This is a genomic window from Haloprofundus salinisoli (assembly GCF_020097815.1).
GTDB lineage: Archaea > Halobacteriota > Halobacteria > Halobacteriales > Haloferacaceae > Haloprofundus > Haloprofundus salinisoli.
In genome coordinates, this window is sequence record NZ_CP083663.1 from 1,577,499 (window position 1) to 1,595,170 (window position 17,672).

At 64.8% G+C, this 17,672-nt stretch carries 23 protein-coding genes and 1 tRNA gene; 12 read left to right on the forward strand and 12 right to left on the reverse strand.

Going from position 1 to position 17,672, the window contains the following annotated elements:
- The first annotated feature begins 24 nt into the window (after window positions 1-24).
- Window positions 25-441, forward strand: a complete 417-nt coding sequence (locus LAQ73_RS08390) for a hypothetical protein (protein WP_224267833.1) — start codon at window positions 25-27, stop codon at window positions 439-441.
- Between the two features lie 16 nt (window positions 442-457).
- Here the strand turns inward: LAQ73_RS08390 and LAQ73_RS08395 are convergent, their stop codons facing one another.
- Both LAQ73_RS08395 and LAQ73_RS08400 read right to left on the reverse strand, forming a co-directional pair.
- Window positions 458-1,447 carry a DMT family transporter gene (locus LAQ73_RS08395; protein WP_224267834.1) on the reverse strand — a complete coding sequence of 330 codons (990 nt, stop codon included), beginning with the start codon at window positions 1,445-1,447 and terminating at the stop codon, window positions 458-460.
- A gap of 263 nt (window positions 1,448-1,710) precedes the next feature.
- Window positions 1,711-1,998: a DUF6360 family protein gene (locus LAQ73_RS08400; protein ID WP_224267835.1), complete on the reverse strand. Its 288-nt coding sequence runs from the start codon at window positions 1,996-1,998 to the stop codon at window positions 1,711-1,713.
- Between the two features lie 473 nt (window positions 1,999-2,471).
- On the opposite strand from LAQ73_RS08400, the gene LAQ73_RS08405 reads away from it, so the two are divergent.
- Entirely contained in the window at window positions 2,472-2,708 is a 237-nt protein-coding gene (locus LAQ73_RS08405; protein ID WP_224267836.1) for a hypothetical protein, read from the forward strand.
- Between the two features lie 151 nt (window positions 2,709-2,859).
- Here LAQ73_RS08405 and LAQ73_RS08410 read toward each other — a convergent pair whose 3' ends face one another.
- The 3 genes from LAQ73_RS08410 to LAQ73_RS08420 all read right to left on the reverse strand — a co-directional run bounded on the left by LAQ73_RS08410 (window position 2,860) and on the right by LAQ73_RS08420 (window position 5,796).
- Complete coding sequence (locus tag LAQ73_RS08410) at window positions 2,860-3,192, reverse strand: DUF5789 family protein (protein ID WP_224267837.1); 333 nt, start codon at window positions 3,190-3,192, stop codon at window positions 2,860-2,862.
- Between the two features lie 431 nt (window positions 3,193-3,623).
- Window positions 3,624-5,390, reverse strand: a complete 1,767-nt coding sequence (locus LAQ73_RS08415) for a nitrite/sulfite reductase (RefSeq protein ID WP_224267838.1) — start codon at window positions 5,388-5,390, stop codon at window positions 3,624-3,626.
- A gap of 88 nt (window positions 5,391-5,478) precedes the next feature.
- Entirely contained in the window at window positions 5,479-5,796 is a 318-nt protein-coding gene (locus LAQ73_RS08420) for a DUF8134 family protein (protein ID WP_224267839.1), read from the reverse strand.
- Between the two features lie 303 nt (window positions 5,797-6,099).
- Between LAQ73_RS08420 and LAQ73_RS08425 the strand changes: the two genes are divergently transcribed.
- Together LAQ73_RS08425 and LAQ73_RS08430 are read left to right on the forward strand one after the other, a co-directional pair.
- Window positions 6,100-6,264: a hypothetical protein gene (locus tag LAQ73_RS08425; RefSeq protein ID WP_224267840.1), complete on the forward strand. Its 165-nt coding sequence runs from the start codon at window positions 6,100-6,102 to the stop codon at window positions 6,262-6,264.
- Between the two features lie 128 nt (window positions 6,265-6,392).
- The gene (locus LAQ73_RS08430; protein WP_224267841.1) at window positions 6,393-7,079 is read left to right on the forward strand and encodes a DUF7119 family protein; all 687 of its coding nucleotides are present in this window, start codon (window positions 6,393-6,395) and stop codon (window positions 7,077-7,079) included.
- 6 nt (window positions 7,080-7,085) lie between these two features.
- Here the strand turns inward: LAQ73_RS08430 and LAQ73_RS08435 are convergent, their stop codons facing one another.
- Complete coding sequence (locus LAQ73_RS08435; RefSeq protein ID WP_224267842.1) at window positions 7,086-8,330, reverse strand: M20/M25/M40 family metallo-hydrolase; 1,245 nt, start codon at window positions 8,328-8,330, stop codon at window positions 7,086-7,088.
- 115 nt (window positions 8,331-8,445) lie between these two features.
- On the opposite strand from LAQ73_RS08435, the gene LAQ73_RS08440 reads away from it, so the two are divergent.
- Window positions 8,446-8,519 (forward strand) — tRNA-Lys (locus LAQ73_RS08440).
- 480 nt (window positions 8,520-8,999) lie between these two features.
- Here LAQ73_RS08440 and LAQ73_RS08445 read toward each other — a convergent pair.
- From LAQ73_RS08445 to LAQ73_RS08455, 3 genes are all read right to left on the reverse strand, one after another.
- Window positions 9,000-9,353 (reverse strand): HalOD1 output domain-containing protein, encoded by a 354-nt coding sequence (locus LAQ73_RS08445; protein WP_224267843.1) that lies wholly within the window; start codon window positions 9,351-9,353, stop codon window positions 9,000-9,002.
- A 79-nt stretch (window positions 9,354-9,432) separates the two neighbouring features.
- Window positions 9,433-10,089, reverse strand: coding sequence for a helix-turn-helix domain-containing protein (locus LAQ73_RS08450; protein ID WP_224267844.1), 657 nt, complete (start codon window positions 10,087-10,089; stop codon window positions 9,433-9,435).
- A 78-nt stretch (window positions 10,090-10,167) separates the two neighbouring features.
- Complete coding sequence (locus tag LAQ73_RS08455; RefSeq protein ID WP_224267845.1) at window positions 10,168-10,698, reverse strand: deoxyuridine 5'-triphosphate nucleotidohydrolase; 531 nt, start codon at window positions 10,696-10,698, stop codon at window positions 10,168-10,170.
- A gap of 160 nt (window positions 10,699-10,858) precedes the next feature.
- Between LAQ73_RS08455 and LAQ73_RS08460 the strand changes: the two genes are divergently transcribed.
- The 6 genes from LAQ73_RS08460 (at window position 10,859) to LAQ73_RS08485 (ending at window position 15,600) form a co-directional block, all read left to right on the forward strand.
- Window positions 10,859-12,835, forward strand: a complete 1,977-nt coding sequence (locus LAQ73_RS08460; RefSeq protein ID WP_224267846.1) for an aconitate hydratase — start codon at window positions 10,859-10,861, stop codon at window positions 12,833-12,835.
- A gap of 149 nt (window positions 12,836-12,984) precedes the next feature.
- On the forward strand, window positions 12,985-13,515 hold the full coding sequence (locus LAQ73_RS08465; RefSeq protein WP_224267847.1) for a GNAT family N-acetyltransferase: 531 nt from the start codon (window positions 12,985-12,987) through the stop codon (window positions 13,513-13,515).
- Between the two features lie 68 nt (window positions 13,516-13,583).
- Window positions 13,584-14,078 (forward strand): DUF5810 domain-containing protein, encoded by a 495-nt coding sequence (locus LAQ73_RS08470; protein WP_224267848.1) that lies wholly within the window; start codon window positions 13,584-13,586, stop codon window positions 14,076-14,078.
- 55 nt (window positions 14,079-14,133) lie between these two features.
- Window positions 14,134-14,550: a DUF5809 family protein gene (locus tag LAQ73_RS08475; protein ID WP_224267849.1), complete on the forward strand. Its 417-nt coding sequence runs from the start codon at window positions 14,134-14,136 to the stop codon at window positions 14,548-14,550.
- Window positions 14,551-14,609: 59 nt separating this feature from the next.
- On the forward strand, window positions 14,610-14,987 hold the full coding sequence (locus LAQ73_RS08480; protein WP_224267850.1) for a hypothetical protein: 378 nt from the start codon (window positions 14,610-14,612) through the stop codon (window positions 14,985-14,987).
- A gap of 7 nt (window positions 14,988-14,994) precedes the next feature.
- Window positions 14,995-15,600, forward strand: a complete 606-nt coding sequence (locus LAQ73_RS08485; RefSeq protein WP_224267851.1) for an NUDIX hydrolase — start codon at window positions 14,995-14,997, stop codon at window positions 15,598-15,600.
- Window positions 15,601-15,612: 12 nt separating this feature from the next.
- Here LAQ73_RS08485 and LAQ73_RS08490 read toward each other — a convergent pair whose 3' ends face one another.
- Window positions 15,613-16,389 (reverse strand): hypothetical protein, encoded by a 777-nt coding sequence (locus LAQ73_RS08490; protein ID WP_224267852.1) that lies wholly within the window; start codon window positions 16,387-16,389, stop codon window positions 15,613-15,615.
- A gap of 79 nt (window positions 16,390-16,468) precedes the next feature.
- Here LAQ73_RS08490 and LAQ73_RS08495 point away from each other — a divergent pair, with 79 nt between their 5' ends.
- Window positions 16,469-16,822 (forward strand): rhodanese-like domain-containing protein, encoded by a 354-nt coding sequence (locus tag LAQ73_RS08495; protein ID WP_224267853.1) that lies wholly within the window; start codon window positions 16,469-16,471, stop codon window positions 16,820-16,822.
- Here the strand turns inward: LAQ73_RS08495 and LAQ73_RS08500 are convergent.
- Both LAQ73_RS08500 and yciH read right to left on the reverse strand, forming a co-directional pair.
- Complete coding sequence (locus LAQ73_RS08500) at window positions 16,819-17,079, reverse strand: hypothetical protein (protein ID WP_224267854.1); 261 nt, start codon at window positions 17,077-17,079, stop codon at window positions 16,819-16,821. The two genes, LAQ73_RS08495 and LAQ73_RS08500, sit on opposite strands and share 4 nt — an antisense overlap.
- A gap of 210 nt (window positions 17,080-17,289) precedes the next feature.
- Window positions 17,290-17,583 (reverse strand): stress response translation initiation inhibitor YciH, encoded by a 294-nt coding sequence (gene yciH, locus LAQ73_RS08505; protein ID WP_224267855.1) that lies wholly within the window; start codon window positions 17,581-17,583, stop codon window positions 17,290-17,292.
- Window positions 17,584-17,672: the final 89 nt, after the last annotated feature.

Here is a 17,672-nt window from a genome sequence, read left to right on the forward strand (position 1 = left end):
GCCCCGTTTCGCCGTACCTTCGGTATGCCACACGCAGGCGACATCGACGAGGATATCTCTGAAACGGAGCGACAAGCGCTGCACGAGTTCCAACTCGCTATCGAGTACGTCTATCGCGGCTACGGGGCACTTCTCGACTTCCACCACCACCTCGGGCACGCGATGGACCGGATGGCCGACGCCGAAGAACAGCTCCGGGCGGCGGGCCACGAGGAGCTCGCGGACGAACTCCGGGACCGACACCTCCCCTCAGGGGCGCTCGACGACCGTTGGTCGTACGAGATCGTCGGCGACTTCCGGCGAAGTTTCCTCGAGGGGATAACCGACTACGAGGCCGAGGTCCGCGACGAACTCGTCGACGGACTCGATCACGTGACCGAGCGCCGCCAGCAGACGGAGTGGCGCGAGCGCGCCGAGAGCGACGCCTGGAAATCAGAGTAACGTAGAAAAAAGCGGATCAGTCGTCGCTGCCGCCGTGGTCGACCGGGGACGCGTCGTACCCGTCGAGGCTCTCGTACGCCTCGTAGACGCCTCTCCCGCCGAACCGTACGTCGAACCGCGAGAGCGCGTCGGCGACCTGCTCGCGCTGGAGCACCCCGAACCCGAGGAGGATGACGGCGAAGCCGAGACCGGTCGTCTCGCCCACCGTCTCGTCCAACACGAGCCAGCCGGTGAGCGTCGCCACCGCGGGGACGGCGTAGGCGGTGAGGTTCGCGCGAATCGGCCCCGCGCGCTCGATGAGCAGGAAATACGCGGCATAGGCGACACCGGTTCCGAGGACGCCGACGTAGGCGACGGCGGCGAGCAGTTTCGGCGTCCATGCAATCGCGACTGACTCGCCGAGCGCGAGACTCCCGGCGTGGATACAGAGCGCGCCGAAGAGGAACGCCCACGCGGAGAGGGGAAGCGTCGCGAGACGCGGTTTCACGCGGCGAATGAGCACGCTCCCGAGCGCGATGCTGACGGCGGCGACGGCGACGAGTGCCTGCCCCTCCGCGCCCGAGCGGAGCATCGCGGATGTCGGCTGAACGATGACCAGCACGCCGACGAGGCCGAGCAGGATACCGACCGCGCCGATCCACGAGATACGTTCGTCGCGCAGCAACGCGAGGGCGAAAAGCGGCGAGAGCAGCGGGAGTAAACTGTACATCACCGCGGCCGCGCCGCTGGTTGTCCCCTGCTGACCGACGAACAACAGCGCGTTGTTGACGGCGACGACGAAGACGCCGCTGGAGAGGATGGCGAGCGCGTCGCTGCGCGTCCGGGGAACCCAGTCGTCGTAGACGGCGGCGACGAACCCAAGGAGCAGCAGGCCGCCGATGTCGAACCGAAGCGCGGCGAACAGCACCGGCGGAATCTCGGCCACGCCGACTTTTATGGCGACGAAGGAGGTGCCGAGAAACAGCGACGCGACGACGAAGAGCGAGAGTGTCCGGTCGCTACTCATCGGTGCACCCCGGGTTCCGACGGCCAGCGTGATTCGTGACTGGAACCTCGAAACCGGGGCGTGCTTGGGGGGCGGTCGGATGACGAACGTCAGGATATCTCGCAAACATACTTTACTTCCTCGAACCTATTTTCGATATCGAGGGTTATATGTCTAACGTGGGCTCTCGTAGCGTGACAGTCATGCACTCATTCGTGAGTGGAGTTCACATAGCGCAACTCGATGTCTGGGGGTGACGAGTGCGGAGGCTCGAAAACGGTCGTCTACTCGCCGTCGCTCGCGGCGTCGACCCGGTCGGCGTACTTCTCCAACTCACCGGCGAGCGTTCGCGCCTGTTCGGCGGTGAGCGTTACCCGGTCGGCGTGCGCGGGGAGGTGCTCCAGTTGCGTGTTGTCGAGTTCGAGTTCGAGCGTCACGGCGTCGGGGTTCTTCCGCGGCGCGGTGACGTTGAGGACGGCGAACGCCTCCTCTTCGAACTCGTGGCCCGTCGCGGTGCCGTCGAGCATGTCGAACGTCGTGTAGGCGTTGATGCGGAGCAGTCGGTCTGGCATACTGGCCCTTGTATGCGGTCGACAATGGACGTGACGGGTCGCCGGAGAAGCGACGAACGTCCGACTCGGTGGGTGTTCTCCGAAGGCAACGGCGAAATTAGCCAACGAGCCTTATTGAAGTCCTTTGTAAGTGATGGATTGTAGCGGTCTTGCTGGATAGAACGCGCGTATCTGTTATGAGCGCTGCCAGAGGCGGAAAGTATAGAGGTAGTAAAACGATGAGGGACAGGACGTGCCGTCTTCACCGAACACGCGGTCGCCGAGCTGAGGGGTACGTCGAAGTCGAACGCAGGTACCACGGACGTGGTGATGAGGTGGCGATAACGACGCTGTGAGAGAGCAGCAGCACTCGGAAAATCTCGCTGTGGAGAAGAGTAGTAGAGCGTGAAAAAACGAACTTCGGGTGAATTTGACGCTGAGACTCATCACAACAAGCGTAATTAAAACAGACTCACACAATTACTCGAACTAGTATGGCCACGATAGACTATGGTGTCATCATCAGTTCGATCTTCGCACTCACACTCCTCGGAATTGGCGTTTCAGGGTTCATTAATCCAAGACTCCAAGGCGGACGTGACCTGAATATTATCGAATCGGAGGAGGTTGGACCGGGAGAGAAATTTGGGGCCCGTGTCTTTGGAACCATTCTCATCATCATGGGGCTCATCATCTCTTACTTTGTTCTCAACAGCTTGTTCGATATCTGATCGAACTCCGAATCATCATCTAAGCCGGTCATAGCATCCATGTCGGATATGAATCAGTACAGTGAGTCGCTGCTGAATAGAGGACACGAATCTCGCTCGTGCGGAAACCGCCCTCATCTGAAGTGATACGGAGCGTGTTAGGCTGTCTGTATCAACGATGTATTAGTCCCAGTATCCGGCTTCGAACGTCGTCGGCGGAGTCGTACCGTTGGTTATCCGTTGAAGCGAGCACTTCCTCGAGGGATTCCTCCCCGCCCTGTGTTTCGATCTCGTAATCACCATACGTCTCGACCAGTTCGTCCGTTGTAGTTGGATAGCTGTGGGTTTCGAGTGATTCATCAAGTTCGCCAAGTCGCCCACCAAGGTCACCACGCATTGCACGGTCTTCACCGCCGCGGTTACGTACTTCCTCTGTCTCCCGCTTTGACTGGCGTCGCTCCTCGTCACCTACTTGCTCGTCTCGGCTCTGTCTGTCGTCTGCCATCCCTCACAGTAGGTGACCGAGTCGGATAACGGTGGGGTCGCTCATTGGCGTAACCGCTGCGAACACACCGTACAACCACCTTCACAGGCCGGATAAGTCGGTGATCCGTACACGTTACTTCGCGGCTCGTTCAACGCTGTGTAGACGGAATAAACGAGTCTCCATGAGAGATGACCCTCTGTATACAGCACATGGTTCCCCTCATCGGTTGAGGATTTCGAGAGAGCCGCCAACAAGTATCTCTACGCGAGCGACCGAAGGGAGCGAGCGGGCCGAGGAGTGAACGGAAGCCGCGAAGCGGCTGAAGCGAACGACGAGTGCTTTTGGTCCGAGAGCAGACGCTTCGCGTCTGCTAAGCCTTCGCGGTGAAACCGCGAAGAGAGCTTTTGCCGAGGGCGGCGAAGCCGGCCCCGCAGCGCAAAAGGTCGGTTCTAGTCGTCCGACGCAATCGGCGTTCCGTCGGCGTGCGCGGGCGCGGGGCTGTCGTCCATATCGTCCTCGTCGGCGTACGGGTACCACGTGAGCTTCGTGTTGTGCATCATCGGGTCCTCGTAGTCGGTCTCCTCGGGTTCGATGAGCGCTTCGAGCTCCTCCTCGTCGAGGCGCTCGACGAACTCGCGGAACGTCTCCTCGCTCTCGCGGGCGTCCTCGAAGTTGGCGAGCAGATTCTTAATCGCGCCGGGTACCTCGTCGGCGGGGACGCGCTGACCGACCCAGTCGGCGAACTGCGGGTTCTCGCCGAGGCCGCCGCCGAGGCCGATGTCGAGCGCTTCGACCGCCTCGCCGTTCTTGCGCGTCTTCATGCCGCGGAGGCTCACGTCTGCGATCTGCGGCTGCGCGCAGGAGGCCGTGCAGCCCGAGAGGTGGATGTGGAAGTCCTCGACGCCGTCGGGGAGTTCGACGTTCTCCTTCAGCCAGCGCGCGTAGCGCACCTGCCGGTTCTTCGTCTCCACGATGGAGAGCGAACAGAACTCCGTGCCGGTGCAGGCGATGGAGCCGCGCATGAACGGATGCGGGTCCGGCGAGTAGTTGTCCAAGAGCTCCTCGGCGAGGAACTCGTCGAGGTTCTCCTCGGGGACGTCGGTGACGATGGCGTTCTGGCGCTGGGTCAGGCGGACCTCGCCGGAGCCGTATTCCTCGGCGAGGTCGGCGAGTTCGAGTACGTCCGCCGCACCCATCCGGCCGACTAGCACGTCCAATCCGACGTAGTAGTTACCGTCGTTCTGCTCGTGGACGCCGACGTGGTCGGAGTGGCCGCCGTTGGCGTGGCCGGAGTTGTACGAGTACTCCTCGCGGAGGTCCTCGCCCGCCGTCTGCAGTTCCCAGTCGACGTACTCCTCCTGGAGGACGCGGCGGAACTTCTCGGGGCCCCACTCGTCCATCAGGAACTTGACGCGGGCGTTGTAGCGGTTCTCGCGGTCGCCGTGGTCGCGGAACAGCGCGGAGATAGCGCCGCCGACTTCGCCCGCCTGCTCGGGCGTGACGAACACGTCGAGGCCGCGGGCCAAACGCGGTTCGTTGCGGGCGAGACCGCCGCCGACACGGACGTTGAACCCTTTCTCGCCGTCTTTGGTTGCGGGTTCGTAGGCGAGGTCGTTAATGTCGCCCTGGCCACAGCCCTCGCGGCAGCCGGTGACCGACACCTTCCACTTCCGCGGGAGGTTCGTGTGGTCCTCGTGACCTTTGTACGTCTCGTGGAGATCCAGCGCGACGGGGAGCGCGTCGACGTGTTCGTGTTTGTCCTTGCCGGCGACGGGGCAGCCGACGATGTTCCGCCAGGAGTCGCCGCAGGCCTGCTGCGTGGAGAGTCCGTGTTCGTCGAGTTTCTCGAAGATAGCCGGGATGTCCTCGATGCGGATCCAGTGGAGCTGGATGGACTGCCGGGTGGTGAAGTCGGCGTACGCCGCCCCGAACTCGGGGTTGACGCCGGGACCGCGGGCGTACTCGTCGGCGATCTCGCCGACGGCGCGGACCTGTCCCGGTTCGAGCACGCCGTTGGGCGTCCCGATGCGCATCATGAAGTAGCTCTCCTGGCCGTTTCGCTGGTGGTACAGCCCCCACCACTTGAAGCGCTCGAACCAGGCGTCGCGCTCGTCTTCGGGAATCGACTCCCACCCGTTCTCGGCGAACTCGAACAGATGCTCCCGGATCTCGTTACCGTACACCTCGGACTTCCATCGCTCCACGTCGGTCGGCATTGGAGGTCCCTATCGCCCGCACGCCTAAACCACTCGCTGCCCCGTCAACCATCCCCGGTGCTCGCCGAAAGAGGATATCGTTGCCGGCTTACGGGCGCTGGCTCCCGTTCGACAGCAGCAGGCCCTCACGGTCGACATCTCGCCACTCACCGTCGACGACGCGGCCGACCGGAAGCCAGCCGGTCGTCGTCTTCTCCCCGCAGACGATGCACTGAGAGACGGCCCGGAGCTCGACCGTTCGGCCGTCGACTCCGGGTTCGACGAGGTTCTCGACCACCGCGTCTGCGAGGTCGCAGTCGCAGAATCCGGGGTCGTAGAAGCGCCACAGCTCGCCGACGCCGACGCGTCGCTGGTCGTCGACCGAGAGCCACGCGCCGTCGTCTTGGATGCGGAGCGAGACAGTCACTGTCCGACGTTCGTTCCCCGAACACCTGTCTACGTCGGTCGGTGCAAGCATCCGGAACCTCTACGACGAGGGATGTGCGGACAATCGAGGGACGGCGGTCGAACTGCCTGGTTTCGACCGTCCGGAGTAGCGGCAATCGGTTCCCGTATCGGGGAGTGCTGGCACGGTTTACTACCGAAGACGGCCTTATTCGGTCGCCGCTCTCAGTGGGTACTGTGACGCATCTCTACGCCGACGCGACCCATCGAGAACACGCGTCCGCCGACGTCGCCCCCGAACTGTACGAGGAGGTCGATGCGGTGGATGAGTGACCCGGCGCACTCCGAAAAGGCGACGCTCGACACCGACCGTCCGACCGACGAAGACGACGACCACCTCTCGGATCTCGACGACGGTGCCGGCTGTACCGAAATCTGGGAGCACCTCTCGGAGCGCCGGGCGAAGGCGGCCGAGAACGCCGACGACTGACCGCGAACCCTCCGACCCGCAGCGTCCCGCCGACGGCCGCTCGTAGCCGACATCCCGACCTGTCGGTATCGCGCCCCGCCGACCAGAGCACGGGACGTTTTTGACCGACCCCGCCCAACGGACCGTCGATGAGAGACGACCCGACGCCGAACGTGTCGCCGTCAGAGGCCGACCGCACCTCGCCCGTCGGCGAACCGGTCATCCGGTCTGACCCCGCGGTGACGGGCGAGCGGGCGCACGACGCCGTCGGGTTCAACCCCGACGACCCCGAGAGCGTCGCCCACGCCGCGGAGACGGTCCGACAGTTCGCCGATTCGTCCGTCGGCAGCACGGACAACGTCTACATGCTCCGCGGCGCCGCGGCCTGTGCGGCGCTCGTCCGCGGCGTCGGGTCGTACAAGGCGGCGGCCGAGGAGGCCGGCGGTGACGTCTCCGTCGCGTTCATCCGCAAGTGGGCGCGCGTCCACGACCTCCCGCGGTCGATTCGCCGACACGTCGCGCTGGGCCACATCGCGCCCACCGCGGCGAAGCACATCGCCCGCGTCTCCGGCGAGGCGCGGTTCGCGCTCGCGTGGGCGACGCTCGACGGTGACCTCACCGTCCGCGAGGTCCGACGCCTCGCCAGCGCCGTCAACGACGGCGAGAGCGTCGAGGAGGCGCTCCGCGACCACGGAATCGAACTGGGACACCTCTCCGTCTCGCTTCCGCCGGAGGCGTACGTCGAACTCCGCCGCCGGGCGTCGCTCTCGGACCGGTCGCCCGACGACGTGCTGAGCGACGCGCTCGTCGCGTACCTCCGCGACGGAGAGGAGTAATCGCCCTCAGTTCTCCCCGAGGTACCGCCGTGCGGCCGTCGCAATCGTCTCCCGCGCCGTCTCCACGTCCGGCCAGTGAATCGTCTCGTTCGGGAAGTGCGCCTGCTCTATCGTCCCGGGACCGAAGACGACGGTCGGGATTCCGGCCTCGACGTAGTGCCGCGAGTCCGCGCCGTAGGTCGCGCCGTGGACCTCCGTGTCGTCGAAACCGGCGTCGGCCATCGCCGCCTGTAATGCCGTAACGACCGGTTCGTCGGCGGCGATCTCGGCGGACTCGAACTGGACGGTGAACCGCTCGAACGACGGCGGGTGTTCCGTGAGCCACTCGCTCTCCGCGACCACCTCCGCGAGGCGCTCCCCGTACTCCGCCTCTACTTCGTCCACCGTCTCGCCGGGGGCGACGCCGATGCGAATCTCGGCCGTCAGTGACGCCGGAACCGACGACGCCCACGACCCGGCCTCGACGCGGCCGATGCAGAGAGGCCACGGAACGGGGAACTCCTCGTACAGCGGGTGGTGAACCCGCTCGCCGCGTTCGGTTTCGAGGTCTTCGAACGCGTGGCGAATCCGCTCGAAGTGCGGGAGCACGGATTCGCCGACCCACCGCGTCGCCGCGTGCGCCGACCGGCCGGTGAGACGGAGTCGCTTCATCACCGTCCCCTCCGTCGCCGTGACGATGGTCAGGTCGGTCGGTTCGGCGACGACGGCGGCGTCGCGCTCGAACGAGTAGGGGTTGTCGAGCACCGCGGCGGCGGCCCCGATACCGCCCTCCTCCTCGCCGCCGACGCTCTCGACGACGATACGGCCGTCGAGGTCGAACTCGCCCGCGTCGACGGCGTCGCGCACGTCGAGTGCGGCGAACACGCAGGCGGCGACGCCGGATTTCATGTCCGCCGCCCCGCGGGCGGTCAGATCGTCACCGTTCCACGTCGGTTCGAAGGGGTCGCTCTCCCACAGTTCGTCTTCGGCGGGAACCACGTCGACGTGGCCGTTCAGTACGAGCGTCGGTCCGGCGTCGGGGTCACCGAACTCCAGAACGCCCGCGACGCTCGGCCGGTCGGCGACCGTTATCTCGGCGGGGCTGTCCGGAAACGATGGATGCTCGGCGAGACGGTCGGCGTCGGCGGTCCACTCGACGGTCTCGAAGCCGAACTCGTCGAGTCGCTCGCGGAACCACGACTGCGCCGCCGCCTCGCGGCAGCCGGTTGTATCGAAGCGGAGAAACTCCTCGGTGAAGGGTCGGATATCCATGCCCGCACCGACGATGCCTCCCCGCCTAAGCGTTCGGACGCCCGGGAGTTTCACCGCCTCGTCGGGCGACCACCGATGTAAACACTTTTCAGCACTCTCGCGTAACTCAGTTCGAGGGCTGGTAGCTCAGTTAGGCAGAGCGTCTGGCTTTTAACCAGACGGTCGGGGGTTCAACTCCCTCCCAGCCCGCTTCTACGACGACCGAAGGGAGGAGTGAAGCGGCTCCCGAGGGAGTTGTATTACGGAACGAGGGAGCGCAGCGACCGACGTTCCGGTGGTTCAACTCCCTCCCAGCCCGTTTTTCTGCGAACAGCGCGAGACCGAAGGTCTCGCAAGCCGTGCAGGCGACTCACGTGCCGCCCCCAGACGAAGTGAGCAGTGAAAACGCCTCAGTGAGAGTTGAAGTAGACTGTACTCGCTTCGGTACGTCTGCAGACGCTCTACGTTCGCTACTCATCCGTCGATTCACTCCCGAATGTGAACCGAAGGTGGTGGAGAAAAGGTCGGTACGTGCTCTGTCACGTACCGCGAGCCATTCAGCCCGTCCCGGACGGCGGTTTTACCCGGTACCGTTCGTTCAGCCAGCCGTTGTCGGGTCAAACGCGACCGCGATGTCTGTCAGTGGCGTGACGAACGGAGACAGATTAGGGGTGCCTCCGGACGCTCCGCTCAATCTCGCGCACTGACGCTGACTCGCCCGTCCGCTCTCACGGCGACCTCGAACCCTTCGTAGTCGAAGGCGAGTTCGCCGCGGATGTCTCGCGGCCGTTGCGAATCAGGGTCGAAGAGGGCTGTTTCGAGCGCATTGACGTCGACGCTACCGTAGAGTGGGGAGAACTCGTTGTGCAGCGGGTCTACGTCCGCCGCATCGGCGACAGCGTCGAGAATGATGACGCTCAAATCGAAGGAGTCACCCGGACGATACCATGCCTCTGATGTTCCAAGTGTGTCGTTCGCGTGCCCGTCCGCGTCAACACCGCCCTCCGTGTTTGAGTGTTCCATCGATTCGACCTCTCCGACCATACCCTACTTCCAGTGAGAGGTGGTGTAGCATCCCTGGTTGAGTGTTCAATCCTTTATGTGTGGTCGCTCGGTGTCTCGGTTACTCCGAGTCGGCACCGTTGAGACTGTTCTGGACGAGCGTCCTGTGTGCGCGCCGGAGGCGGACCGACGCCGCCTGCGCGGAGATACCCATCCCCTCCGCGAGTTCGCTCAGCGTCGTGCGCCGCGGCACCTCGAAGTAGCCTTCGTCGAGCGCCTGCGTGAGTATCTCGCGCTGCGGTCCGGTCAGGCCGAACGACTCGCCGGGGAGTTCGCCGCCCTCGCTGTACACCGCCGTGAGGTGGCGGGTGACGTCGACGTCGAGGTCCTGTTTGTAGTACTCCTGCAACGACGCGCGGTTGGGGAAGCGCATCCGAATCTGCCAGACGCCGTTCTCCCACCTCATGTCGAGATTCATCGCGCCTAGCTCCACCACCGCCGGGTACGCCGAGAAACTGTGGCCGTACTCGGTGTATTCGAGGTGGTAGAGACGCTTGTCGTTGACGTCGACGAGCGGCGTGAGGTTGGTCACCGTCGGGTCGTCGTCGACGGCGGCGGCGAACTCCTCCGTGGAGGTACCCGAAATCCAGACGAACATTTGAATCACGCCCGACTCGTCCGCCTGTATCAGTTCGATGTCGGCGGCTACGCCGGGTTTGGAGGAGAGTGCCTGCTGGAGAATCGGTGTGTCCAGAACGAACTCCCCGATGAGACTCATCTACGCGCACCCAATCCTCTTGGGGTAAAAAGAGTAACTCTCTGGCAAAGTTTGCCGAGGAGACGGTCGAGACGCCCGCTACAGGTTTTCGCCCTGGTAGCTTCCGTCGTACGTACCGTCGTGGTCGGCCTCTGCGAGAACTAACTGCGCGATTCGCGCCCCGCGCTCCAGTTCGACGTCGTGGTGGACCTCGAGCAGTCCCTCGCCTTTCCCTTCGTAGCCCGAGTCCCACACCGCCGTGTTCAGCATGCAGGAGTTGCGCAGAAGCGACGACCGGGGGTAGATGAAGCCGACGTGTCCCTCGGGGATGCGAACCGTCTCCGCGTAGCGGACAACGTAACCGCCCGGCGGGAGGTAGTACGTCTCCGTCTCGTCGTCGGTCTCCTCGCGTTCGACCGCCTGTCTGTCGCCGATCTCCTTGCCCTCGTGGCCGATGCGGCCGGGCTCACGCTGCTCGAAGACGGCTTCGAGCGTCAGGTCGACGCCGTTCGGTTGTCGCTGCTCCTCCGAGACGGGCGAGACCTGGTCGCCGACGAACGAACCTGCTCGGTACATACTCGGGCGTCTCGACTCCGAGCGGATAGCCGTTCTCGTTTGGCGTCGACCCATCGTCGAACTGCCGCACACTCCGCGCTGCACAGGTTTCACTCGTAACCGAATCATCTTCGACATCTCCGCGAAAATTGCCGGCGGGAGCGACATTCCGCACGGTTCTTCGGGTAGGAAACACGCGGGATTTATATCCAACCGGAGACGACCAACGAACGTTATGGGACAGACGGTAACCGAAAAAATTCTCGCCGACCACCTCGTCGAGGGTGAACTCACGCCCGGTGAGGAGATCGGCATCGAGATCGATCAGGTTCTCACGCAGGACACGACAGGAACGATGGTCTGGCTGCAGTTCGAGGCGCTCGAACTGGACGAAGTCCAGACCGAACTCGCGGCGCAGTACTGCGACCACCAGACGTACCAGTTCGACTTCAAGAACACGGACGACCACCGCTTCCTCCGCTCCGCAGCGGGAACGTTCGGCGCACACTTCTCCCGACCGGGCAACGGCATCTGCCACAACGTCCACAAGGAGAACTTCGCCGCCCCCGGCAAGACCCTCCTCGGTTCGGACAGCCACACGCCGACGCCCGGCGGCCTCGGCCAGCTCGCCATCGGCGCGGGCGGCCTCGACATCGCCGTCGCCATGGGTGGCGGCCCGTACTACGTCGAGATGCCGGAAGTCGTCAACGTCCGCCTCGAGGGCGAACTGCCCGCGTGGGCGACGGCAAAAGACGTCATCCTCGAGATGCTCCGCCAGCTCTCCGTCAAAGGCGGCGTCGGTAAAGTGTTCGAGTACACCGGCCCCGGCGTAGAGACGCTCTCCGTGCCCGAGCGCACGACCATCACCAACATGGGCACCGAGCTCGGCGCGACCTCCTCCATCTTCCCGACCGACGAGAAGACGAAGGACTTCCTGAAGCGCGTCGACCGCGAGGACGAGTACGTCGACCTCCAGCCCGACGACGACGCCGAGTACGCCGACGAGATCGTCATCGATCTCTCGGACCTCGAACCGCTCATCTCCAAGCCGTCGATGCCCGACAACGTCGTCCCCGTCCGCGAGGTCGCGGGCGAGCCCGTCGACCAGGTCATCATCGGCTCCTGTACGAACGGCGGTTATCCGGACATCCTCCCGGCCGCGAAGATGCTGAAGGGCCGCGAGATCAACAAGAAGACGGACATGATCGTCGCCCCCGGCTCGAAGCAGGCCTCCGAACTGCTGGCCCGTCAGGGCTGGACCGCGGAGATGATGGCCGCCGGCGTCAACTTCTCCGAGGCGACCTGCGGCGCGTGTATCGGTATCGGTCACGTGCCCGCCTCCGACTCCGTCTCGCTGCGCACGTTCAACCGCAACTTCGAGGGCCGCTCCGGCATCGAGGACGACTCCGTCTACCTCTGCTCGCCGGAGGTCGCCACCGCGGCGGCGCTCAAGGGCGAGATCGTCGACCCGCGGGACCTCGCCGAGGAACTCGGCGACCTCGAGGATCCCGGCTTCCAGCTCCCGGACCAGTACAACGGCTCGAAGGCCGACCTCATCAGCCCCGAGGAAGCGGTCGACGACGACCTCATCAAGGGCCCCAACATCGGCGACGTGCCGCTGAAGGACCCCCTGCAGTCGCACCTCGCGGGTGAGGCGCTCCTGAAGATGACCGACAACATCACGACGGACCACATCATCCCGGCGACGTCGGACATCCTCAAGTTCCGCTCGAACGTGCCGAAGCTCTCGGAGTTCACGCTCTCGCGCGTCGACGAGACGTTCGCACAGCGCGCGCTCGACGCCGACGGCGGCTTCCTCGTCGCCGGCGAGAACTACGGTCAGGGTTCCTCCCGCGAGCACGCGGCGCTCTGCCCAATGTACCTCGGCATCGAGGGCGTTCTCGCGCAGTCGTTCGCCCGCATCCACAAGGCGAACCTGTTCAACTTCGGTCTCGTCCCGCTGACCATCGACGTAGAGACCTACGAGAAGATCGAGCAGGGCGACGACATCGAGATCGTCGACGACGTCGGCGAAGGCGTCCGCTCCGGCCAGGATGAGTTCACGGTCCGCGTGAACGACGACTGGGAGGCGACCGCCCAGCTCGACGCCTCCGAGCGCGAGCGCGAGATTCTCGCCGCCGGTGGCAAGCTCTCGTGGACGAAGCAGCAGTACGAAGACGGTCAGGGCGGCGCGACGCCCGCCGACGACTGAACGCGCGTTCACTCCCCGCTTTCTTTCGTTTTTCGCCCGCCGAGCGGCCGCGCCGTCGTCTCCTCGTTCGGACTGCTGGCCCACCGACCAGTTTCAATTACCTGAGTGTTGCCAGCGCGTTTATTGTTCGTCGTCTCGAATGGCGTTCCGTGACCACCACCCCCGCCGACGCCGAAGGAACGACCGTTCGACGCGCCGAGCGGGCGGACCTCCTCGACGTGTTCCGCATCGAGAAGACCTGCTTCAAACAGCCGTGGCCCTTCGCGGCGTTCGAGCAGTTTCTCGGCGAACCCGGCTTCCTCGTCGCCGTCGACGGCGTCGCCCAGTCGAAACAGAGCGGCGACCGCGCCGAGCGCGTCGTCGGCTACGTCGTCGCCGACGTGATGCCGAACTACGGCCACGACATCGGCCACGTCAAGGACATCGCTGTCCATCCCGACGCTCGCGGACGCGGACTCGGGCGGATGCTCCTCCGGCAGTCGCTCGTCTCGATGGCGCTCGGCGGTGCGAATCTGGTGAAGCTCGAAGTCAGAGAACACAACGACCCCGCCAAGACGCTGTACGAGAGCGAGGGTTTCGAACCCCTGCGCCGCATTCCCCGGTACTACGAGGACGGCGAGGCGGCGCTCGTGATGGTCGTCGACGCCGACGAGTGGCAGCGCGGCGGCGACGACAGGTAGTCGCCGCCGACGAACGACGACCGCCGGGACAGTAACACGCTTTTTTCGCTCCGACGATAACCACGACCATGGGATACGCCTGTCCGGTCTGCGACGTGCCGCAGCGCGACGCCGAACACCTCGCCAACCACCTCGCGTTCACGGCGATGCTCCGCCACGAGGAACACGAGGCGTGGCTGGACGAGCACGTTCCCGGCTGGAACGAACGGGGATCGAAGGAACTCGCCGAGGTCGTCACCGGCCACGCCGAGGAGACCGAGTACGACGAGGTGTTCGAGGACACGGTCGGGTCGACGCACGCGAGCCGCGACCACCAGCACGGACACGGCCACGGTCACGACCACGGGAACGCGCCCGGCGGCTTCTTCGATCCGAGTGCGGCCGCCCAGCGCGGGTCGGGGTCGATGAGCGCGGAGGCCCAGCAGGTGCTCCGGGAGGCGCAGGAACTGACCCAGCAGATGCTCGAAGCCGACGGAGACGAAAGCGACGGCGACACCGACGGAGACGAAAGCGACGGAGCGACCGAAACCGAGGCGGACGAGAGCGACACCGAGGAGGAGTGACCCTCGACGAGACGGGACGGAAACGCGTTTACCGCGGCGCTCCGACGCGAAACGCATGCAGAGTGACGGCGCGTTCGCTCCCGAATCGGCAGACGAAGCCCGCGAGTTGTACGAGTCGGTCGGCCCCGCCGCGCAGGTCGTCGTCCGCGAGACGGCCACGGCGATGGAGTTCGACCGCGAGGAGTACCGCGAGCGAGTGACCGGCGAGGTGGTCGAGACGGCCCGCGACGCGCTGTTCGCGTCGCTGCTCGTCGTCCACGACGGGACGAACGAGGAGTTCGAGGCGTGGGCCGACGACTACGCCGAGTACGAGGTCGAGACGCTCGGCAGCGAGAACGTCGACAACGTCGTCTGGCACGTGATTCCCTTCGCGGACCGCGTGCTCGCGGCGACGTACCAGAACGAACCGGAGGCGGCCGCCGGGACGCTCCGACGACAGGCGTTCGGCCGGGTGTACCGCGAGCTGTTCTGAACGACCTCTCGCGCCGCCGCGAGCGCAATCGGTTTACTCGGGCGGTCCGAACGACGAGCGTGCGACCGATTACGCGCCGCGTCCTGGCGTTTATCGTCCTCCTCTCGCTCGGACTGCTGGCGCTCGGAGCGCTCCCGAGCTATCTCGGCACGGGCGACCCCTACTATCTCACCGCCGAGGAGACCGACGCCGCCGGGTCGGCGGTGAACGTCACCGACTTTTCGGCCCAACGGTATCCGTACCTCGCCACGGCGCTCGAAGCGGGCCGCTCGGAGGGCTACCAGCGGGGACCGTTCGGCCTGAAGGAGTCTTTCACCCACTCGCCGTTCGACGAACGCGACGCGCTCACGACGCAGAATCCGGACGCCGAACGCGACGGCCGTGTGCTCGTCGAGTACGACGGGACGCGTTACTGGGTCGCCGTGGAGCAAGAGTAACTGAACCATGACCGACGAGACACGCGACGACGGCGACAGAAGCGCAGACGAGACGACAAACAGCGGCCGCCGCGACGCGCTCGGCGACCCGGAGTGGCCCGTTCTCGACTCGCAGACCGAGTACGAGACGGGGTGGTTCACCGGCGGCTACGACCGGGTCCGGCAACCCGACGGCACCGAGAAAAAGTACTACTGGGCGGAACTCTCGACGGCCGTCGTCGTCGTCGCGGTGGCGGAGGAGCACGTCCTCTTCGTCGAGCAGTACCGTCCGACCGTCCGCGAGACGCAGTTGGAACTGCCGGCGGGCATCGTCGAGCGGGGCGAGTCGTTCACGCAGGCGGCCGAACGCGAACTCCGCGAAGAGACGGGGTTCGAGGCGTCGAGTCTCTCGCTCGTCCAGGACTTCTGGACCTGCACCGGCCTGCTCAGACACCGCCGCGGCATCGTCTTCGCGGAGGGGCTGACCCCCGGCGAGCGCGAACTCGACTCCAACGAGTTTCTCACGCCGAAGGCGGTGCCCATCGAGGACGCCGTCGACGTGGCGCGGGCGCAACCGACGAACGACGCGACTATCGAAGGACTGCTGTTGGCGAAAGACGAGGGCCTGTTGTAGCCGGCTATCGCGTTACGCGCCGAGTCGCTGCAACCCGACGACGAGGCGGTTGACTACCTCGTCGACCGTCGGCGACGGAATCGAGTCGGGTTTTTCCACACTCGTCTCTCCCACGTCGCTCACCGTCGCGTCGTAGTGACCGGTTGAGACGTCGTTTTTCATCAGGTAGTGACCGGCAGAGGCGTCGTTGGTCACGTTCATCGTCGCGCGGGTGACGATTTCCCGGTCACGGTCGACGTGGAGCGTCAACGTCGCGGTGCTGTTCTGACTCCACGGCCCGAAGTACATCGCTTTCGTCTCGCCACCCGTGAGGTCGGCGCGGAGGACGAGGGTTTCGTGGTCCGCTGACACCTGCTCGAACGTCACGTTCTCCACCTGTTGCGGTCGGAGGAGGTGGACGTCTGTGTACGATTTACTCGGTTTGCTCGTCCACGCCCCCGGCGCTCCAGACGTGGTATTTCGCGTCCACGTCGTGTGTCGCGTCCGCATCGTTTCGTACTCTTGGTCTGCGATGTCTACGCTCCCGTGAGCGCGCCCGTTCCGCCCGTCGACGGCGTACGCGAACTGGTCGTGTGTCCCGCCTTCGAACCGAACGTCGAGGCTGTAGCTGTAGTTCGTCGCTCGCAGATTCTCCATCGCCGCCGTTGCCTTCTCTGTCGGCGTGTCGTCGGCGGCGATGGCTCGGTGGTCGGCGGTCGGAGAGGGGAGGAGGACCAGTGTACCCGCCGCGGCGACGACGAGTACGGCAGTGAGGATGAGGAGAGCGATGCGTTGGGGAACGTATTTCATATCCGAACGTTTTGGCGCTCAAATATAACCGTTTCTCCCCGACCCGCGTCCTTATCCGTCTTCGCCGGAATGTCGTGATATGGACGGCGAAATCACGCCCCAAGAAGTCGAGGCGCTCCTCGACGGCGATGCGCCGCCGCGAGTCGTCGACATCCGCTCTCCGGCGGCGTTCGACCGCGAGCACATCCCCGGCAGCGAGAACATCCCCTTTGCCGAGCTACCGAACCGCGTCGAGTCGCTTTCGGACGCCGAGCGCATCGTCACCGTCTGCCCGCACGGCCAAGCCAGCCGACAGGCCGCCCGCCTCATCAAATCCTACGAGGGGACGAGAGACGCCCACGTCGAGAGCATGGAGGGCGGTCTCACCGAGTGGACCGGTGACGTCGACTCCGCGCGCCCGACTGACGACGAAGGCCCGCAGTCGCCGTTCTAGCTCTCACCTATCGCCCCCTGGTAGACGACTTTCGTCACCAAGGCGGCGACCACGGCAGACTGCAGGAAGAGAAACCCGTAGACGAGGAGCCAGATTCCGTCGCCAGTGCTGACGAGAAACTCGTTGTAGAGGAACGTATCGACGAGCAGTGTCGCGATAATCGCTGGCGCACCGACCATCGTCACGTCTCTCGGGAGGACGCCCCACTCGGCTAACGCGACGACGACGCCGGTCACAGCGAACACTGCGAGCGTCACCCGGACCCACAACCGTCCTACACCGTTTTTTTTCAGAGTAGAGACTCGCAGAGCGCATACTACCCCCTTCTTGCGGGCTCACGAAAAACCACGCGGCTGACAACACTCGCACCATCCGAGCGTTGAGTGAACTCACGTCTCTTCGACGTAGACCTACGAGAAACGGAGACTCGACGCGGGCCGAGTCAGAGGACGGTCACGTAGGTGTGGTCAGGCAACGTTGAACCCTTTGTCGCGGAGGAAGTCCTCCACGCGACCACTGTGGTTTCCCTGCAGTTCGATGGAATCGTTTTCGACGGTTCCACCGCAGGCGAACTTCGACTTCAGGTCCGAGGAGAGGCTACTCATGTCCACGTCCTTGGGGTCGAATCCTTCGATGACCGTTACCTCCTTTCCGTAGCGGCGCTCGTCGATGCGGATGCTGATCTCTTGGGACTCTCGCGCCACGTCTTCGCAGACGCAGAGTTCCTGAGGCAGCCCGCACGTCGAGCAGACTTCCGACATTACAAGGCGGAACTACTCGATGGGGGTACAAAACAGTGTCGGGAATCGGTCCCTCGGTCGCTTTCGCGGGCTTTCACCGCGGCGCTCGC

What these genes read in the sequence shown, in the direction of transcription:
- LAQ73_RS08390 (WP_224267833.1), top strand. Translation starts at nt 25, where the DNA reads ATGCCACACGCAGGCGACATCGACGAGGATATCTCTGAAACGGAGCGA.
- LAQ73_RS08395 (WP_224267834.1), bottom strand. Translation starts at nt 1,447, where the DNA reads ATGAGTAGCGACCGGACACTCTCGCTCTTCGTCGTCGCGTCGCTGTTT.
- LAQ73_RS08400 (WP_224267835.1), bottom strand. Translation starts at nt 1,998, where the DNA reads ATGCCAGACCGACTGCTCCGCATCAACGCCTACACGACGTTCGACATG.
- LAQ73_RS08405 (WP_224267836.1), top strand. Translation starts at nt 2,472, where the DNA reads ATGGCCACGATAGACTATGGTGTCATCATCAGTTCGATCTTCGCACTC.
- LAQ73_RS08410 (WP_224267837.1), bottom strand. Translation starts at nt 3,192, where the DNA reads ATGGCAGACGACAGACAGAGCCGAGACGAGCAAGTAGGTGACGAGGAG.
- LAQ73_RS08415 (WP_224267838.1), bottom strand. Translation starts at nt 5,390, where the DNA reads ATGCCGACCGACGTGGAGCGATGGAAGTCCGAGGTGTACGGTAACGAG.
- LAQ73_RS08425 (WP_224267840.1), top strand. Translation starts at nt 6,100, where the DNA reads ATGAGTGACCCGGCGCACTCCGAAAAGGCGACGCTCGACACCGACCGT.
- LAQ73_RS08430 (WP_224267841.1), top strand. Translation starts at nt 6,393, where the DNA reads ATGAGAGACGACCCGACGCCGAACGTGTCGCCGTCAGAGGCCGACCGC.
- LAQ73_RS08435 (WP_224267842.1), bottom strand. Translation starts at nt 8,330, where the DNA reads ATGGATATCCGACCCTTCACCGAGGAGTTTCTCCGCTTCGATACAACC.
- LAQ73_RS08445 (WP_224267843.1), bottom strand. Translation starts at nt 9,353, where the DNA reads ATGGTCGGAGAGGTCGAATCGATGGAACACTCAAACACGGAGGGCGGT.
- LAQ73_RS08450 (WP_224267844.1), bottom strand. Translation starts at nt 10,089, where the DNA reads ATGAGTCTCATCGGGGAGTTCGTTCTGGACACACCGATTCTCCAGCAG.
- LAQ73_RS08455 (WP_224267845.1), bottom strand. Translation starts at nt 10,698, where the DNA reads ATGGGTCGACGCCAAACGAGAACGGCTATCCGCTCGGAGTCGAGACGC.
- LAQ73_RS08460 (WP_224267846.1), top strand. Translation starts at nt 10,859, where the DNA reads ATGGGACAGACGGTAACCGAAAAAATTCTCGCCGACCACCTCGTCGAG.
- LAQ73_RS08470 (WP_224267848.1), top strand. Translation starts at nt 13,584, where the DNA reads ATGGGATACGCCTGTCCGGTCTGCGACGTGCCGCAGCGCGACGCCGAA.
- LAQ73_RS08475 (WP_224267849.1), top strand. Translation starts at nt 14,134, where the DNA reads ATGCAGAGTGACGGCGCGTTCGCTCCCGAATCGGCAGACGAAGCCCGC.
- LAQ73_RS08485 (WP_224267851.1), top strand. Translation starts at nt 14,995, where the DNA reads ATGACCGACGAGACACGCGACGACGGCGACAGAAGCGCAGACGAGACG.
- LAQ73_RS08490 (WP_224267852.1), bottom strand. Translation starts at nt 16,389, where the DNA reads ATGAAATACGTTCCCCAACGCATCGCTCTCCTCATCCTCACTGCCGTA.
- LAQ73_RS08495 (WP_224267853.1), top strand. Translation starts at nt 16,469, where the DNA reads ATGGACGGCGAAATCACGCCCCAAGAAGTCGAGGCGCTCCTCGACGGC.
- yciH (WP_224267855.1), bottom strand. Translation starts at nt 17,583, where the DNA reads ATGTCGGAAGTCTGCTCGACGTGCGGGCTGCCTCAGGAACTCTGCGTC.